The 3995-nt window shown below is 43.5% G+C and carries 5 protein-coding genes; 4 read left to right on the top strand and 1 reads right to left on the bottom strand.

The window, feature by feature from the left end:
• The 3 genes from DVY93_RS12295 to DVY93_RS12285 form a co-directional block, all read left to right on the top strand.
• On the top strand, positions 1–95 hold a 95-nt coding region (locus DVY93_RS12295), incomplete at its 5' end, for an IS3 family transposase (protein WP_230708675.1).
• Between the two features lie 286 nt (positions 96–381).
• Entirely contained in the window at positions 382–1044 is a 663-nt protein-coding gene (locus DVY93_RS12290) for a glutathione S-transferase family protein (protein ID WP_230711039.1), read from the top strand.
• A 300-nt stretch (positions 1045–1344) separates the two neighbouring features.
• A complete protein-coding gene (locus DVY93_RS12285; protein ID WP_230711038.1) occupies positions 1345–2295 on the top strand; it encodes an META domain-containing protein in 951 nt (316 codons plus the stop codon).
• A 170-nt stretch (positions 2296–2465) separates the two neighbouring features.
• Here DVY93_RS12285 and ruvC read toward each other — a convergent pair whose 3' ends face one another.
• Positions 2466–3050, bottom strand: a complete 585-nt coding sequence (ruvC, locus tag DVY93_RS12280) for a crossover junction endodeoxyribonuclease RuvC (RefSeq protein WP_193004858.1) — start codon at positions 3048–3050, stop codon at positions 2466–2468.
• Between the two features lie 153 nt (positions 3051–3203).
• Between ruvC and DVY93_RS12275 the strand changes: the two genes are divergently transcribed.
• Positions 3204–3830, top strand: a complete 627-nt coding sequence (locus DVY93_RS12275) for an FxsA family protein (protein ID WP_198334294.1) — start codon at positions 3204–3206, stop codon at positions 3828–3830.
• Positions 3831–3995 lie beyond the last annotated feature (165 nt).

The raw sequence follows: 3995 nt of genomic DNA, 5'->3' as shown, positions 1-3995 counted from the left end.
TCCATGAGTACATTCATTATTACAACCATGAGCGTATTCAATTGAAACTAAAAGGACTGAGCCCTGTGCAATACAGAACTCAGTCCTTGGGTTAAACTAAACCGTCCAAGTTTTGGGGGTCAGTTCAGTTATGGGGCTTTTTACTATTCATATAACAAGTATCCTCAAGGTTTTGCTATGATGAGGAAAGCAGAGGATTTCATCTAAAGAGGTGTCTACAGAAATGTCGTTCACTGGCTTTAATTTTAAAAATGTTGTATGACCAGATTTAGAATAGACACTGCTTTTTGGTCAAAAATTACTAACAACATTTACCCATTAAAAGATTTCAACTTCAACAGCGCTGAGTCGCTTTTTAACCCATCTTACAAGGAGTTTGCCATGAAAAAACTATATGTAACTCGTACGGCACCCAATCCCCGCAAAGCACTTATTTTATTGGCCTCAAAAGGAATTGATGTTGATAATATGGACGATGTTGATGTGGTGGATATTGATTTTGCTGCGAATGAGCAAATGTCTGATGAATTTACTAACATGAATCCTATGCAGACTGTGCCAGTACTGAAGTTAGATGATGGCACCATACTCAATGATTCGCAGGCAGTGTGCGAATATCTAGATCGCGTTTATGGTGAGCGCTCAGTGATGGGCAACGATGTGGTACAACGTGCCCAAGTTTGTTCAATGCGCCGTATTGCAGAGTTTGAAGTTTTGTACAATTTTATGCTGGCGTTTCAGCACAGTCACCCATCTAAAGCGCAACGGGTTGAGCAAGTCCCAGAGTTTGTCGCGCCGTCTATCGCGCGCTCTGCTAAAGCGCTGGCTTATTTTGAGACCATCTTAGAAGGTCGGGATTATTTGGTAGGAGAGCAACTAAGTTTTGCTGACATTGTGCTCTATTTAGGCTTAGATTTTGGCAAAATACTTCAGGTAAATCCTAATGAACAAGGCGAGAACCTAGCCCGTTTTTATCAAATGATGCATGAGCGCTTTAGCATTCAAAATATGGCGAAGGCTAAATCGGCTAGTGAAGATAAATAAGTGTTAGGCAAGCCAATCGTTAGGCAAGCCACCGGTTTGGAAAACGCTATAACGCACAGTCTTTGGTGGTTGAAGAGTGGTTCGACTGCCGAAGATGGCAATAGTGAATCACAGATGTCATAAAATGGCACAAGGGGACGTTACTACGAAACCATGAAATTAAACACTTTGTTACAATAGTAACAAACATCAACGCTATAGTGGTCAAATTATTATGTCCTATAAAGGCAAATATAAACACTTTTTGGACGATGAAAAAAGCGGTACTGTAAAAAGAAGCAACCACAAGGCGTGACTGTTATGACATTATCTTTTAGAGCGTGGTCTTTTAAACTGGGCGTACTACCATTTATGCTGACAGCGAGTGTGGCGTTAGGCGCTTGCCAAGACTCTTCTTTATCAAATGAGCAGGAGGCTCAAGAGGGTGCGAATGCCGTTAATAGTGACGTAAGTAACAGTGACCCAGTGGCCAAAAGTGAGGCCAGCGTGGCTCAGGCGACAGCAGATGAGGTAAGTGCGGAAGAATCGATAATCAACAACCTGTCGCGCTATCGTTGGACATTGTTATCTGCAACGGATAATAACGCTCAACCATTAAGTACGCTAATGGACGTGAAAGATCAGGTGAGGTTGTCATTTGCTCAGTACCAAGGCCAAAATACCTTAAACTATAGTGTGGGCTGTAATACGATGAGCGCTGTCTATCAGTTGCAAGATCTGACTTTGACTATTGAAGACAGCATGAGTACGAAAATGTCATGTGGAAATCTTGATGCCGCTGAAAACAGTTTGAGCAAATTGATGCAAGGGGAGAGCCAGTTAGTCTTATCGAGAAATGTTGCCTCTGAAGAGGATCAGCCAGTATTGACGCAAATCACTAGTGCGGCTACTTTAGTTTGGGGTGGTAAGCTCACCCCGCAAGCTAAATACAATAGCAAAGGTGAGACGGTGTTTTGGGCGGTCAACGATAAAATGATCCCTTGCAGCGACAATAACTCAAAGATGTGCCTACAAGTGAAGCCCGTTACTTATGATGACCAAGGCATTAAAACCAGCGAAGGTGAATGGACATCATTCAATGGTGTTATCGACGGCTATGAACATGATGGCAAGCATGACGAAGTATTACGTTTACAGCGTTACCAGTTAGATACTAGTGAGACGGAAGAGGCCAGTAGTGACTCAAATGTGTCCGAGGACGCGTATGCCTACGTGTTAGATGCAGTGATCGAAAGCTCGGTGGTAGAATAAAAAGCTCGGTAGTAGAAGAAGCAGATACTAAGTGATCTCCTTCCTAAAAATTAGAGTTGTAAGAAAAATTGATACCAGCCGTGCATAATGTATCGATGTTAGTTTTCATTGACTACATATCATTCAAGATAAGCGCGCCATTAGGCGCGTTTTTTTGTGGTGTGCTTATGTCAACGCAAGTTACCCAGATCTTCTTCGGTCAAACGCCAACGGCCTTTTTTCTTAGAGGCGCCGCGACCACGCATGGCGCTATTAAGTAGCAATTTATTCATAGAATGGCTTGAATGCGCATGGCAAATTGCGCAAGCAAGTCCATCTGCGGCGTCTGCCTGTGGTACGACATCTAAAGACAGTATCCGACAAACCATTTCTTGAACTTGCTCTTTGGCGGCGGCTCCGTATCCACACACGGCTTGTTTGATTTGGCGGGCAGTGTATTCTGACACTTCTAGATCCAATGCTACCATGGCGGCAATAGCGGCGCCTCGCGCTTGCCCAAGCTTCAGCGCAGAGTCAGGGTTTTCTGCCATAAACACCTGCTCAATAGCCGTATAGATAGGCTCATCCGCGTATTTGAGGTGATGTTGAGTGATCCGCGTCAAACCATTAAAAATCCGCTTTAATCGTTCAGGCATCTCTTTGGTGTCCGTGCGTATGGTGCCTGCATCAATGTAGGTCAGTTTATCGCCCGTTTGTTGGACGATACCATAACCCGTCATGCGCGAACCTGGGTCAATCCCGATAATAATTGCCATAGTTTTCCGTCTTACTTACATTGTGTTTTATGGCTTAAAAATGCGCCGTAAGTTTGATAGTATAGCAATCAATCCCCATATACATCATATGTTAGCCATTTTAATTTGCATGGCACTCAATTTATTAGTTTTTATTTTATAGGACGACACTTTATGGGTCAGATAGTTGGTATTGCCATTGTTTGGTTTATTATCGAGATGCTACTGTGGTATTTACTTGCTCAGTTTATGAGTGGCTGGTGGGTCTTTATGTGGTTTATTGTTGCTGCTGTTATTGGGATTGCTCTTATACGTAAAGGTATGGCGGCGCTCAATCCAATGGCACAGCAGATGAAAGCGGGTGGCATGATGAACCCTGCGATGCGTCCACAAGAGTCAACCATGATTAAAAGTGTTGCGATGGCGGCAGCAGGTATTTTACTGCTTATCCCTGGGGTGCTTAGTGACTTAATCGCGCTATTGGTCGTACTACCACCCGTGCAAAAGAAACTGAAAGACATTGCCAATAACTACGTCATGAATAATCAGCAAAAGATGATGGAGATGATGGCTAAGCAGATGGGTGGACAAATGGGTGCTGGTCAAAATCCGTTTGGCGGTGGCATGGGCGGTCAAAATCCATTTGGTGGAGCCGGGGGTATGAATGGCCAAAATCCATTTGGTCAACAACAACAAAACCCGTTTGGTGACGTGTTTAAACAACATACGACCGTTGATGGCACAGCCAAAAACGTCCCTAAGGATGTGAAGAAGATCACCAAGTCTGCTAACGATGAATAACTGTTTAGTTAACCGTTAGTGATAGAAAAAGCCCCTTTTGTGAACTGACCCCCATAAGTTGGACACAACTTATGGGGTATTTTTATGCGTTACGATCTGGACTTTAAGCTCAAAGTCATATCATACTATCGGCAAGGACATACCGGAGTCGCAACAGCAAAGAAG

Origin of the sequence: Psychrobacter sp. CCUG 69069, assembly GCF_021023115.1 — a bacterium.
GTDB classification, from domain to species: Bacteria; Pseudomonadota; Gammaproteobacteria; order Pseudomonadales; family Moraxellaceae; genus Psychrobacter; species Psychrobacter namhaensis.
This window is presented reverse-complemented; position numbering and strand designations above follow the sequence as displayed.

Excerpts from the sequence above, each read along its gene's own strand:
- DVY93_RS12290 (WP_230711039.1), top strand. The coding sequence starts at position 382 with ATGAAAAAACTATATGTAACTCGTACGGCACCCAATCCCCGCAAAGCA.
- DVY93_RS12285 (WP_230711038.1), top strand. The coding sequence starts at position 1,345 with ATGACATTATCTTTTAGAGCGTGGTCTTTTAAACTGGGCGTACTACCA.
- ruvC (WP_193004858.1), bottom strand. The coding sequence starts at position 3,050 with ATGGCAATTATTATCGGGATTGACCCAGGTTCGCGCATGACGGGTTAT.
- DVY93_RS12275 (WP_198334294.1), top strand. The coding sequence starts at position 3,204 with ATGGGTCAGATAGTTGGTATTGCCATTGTTTGGTTTATTATCGAGATG.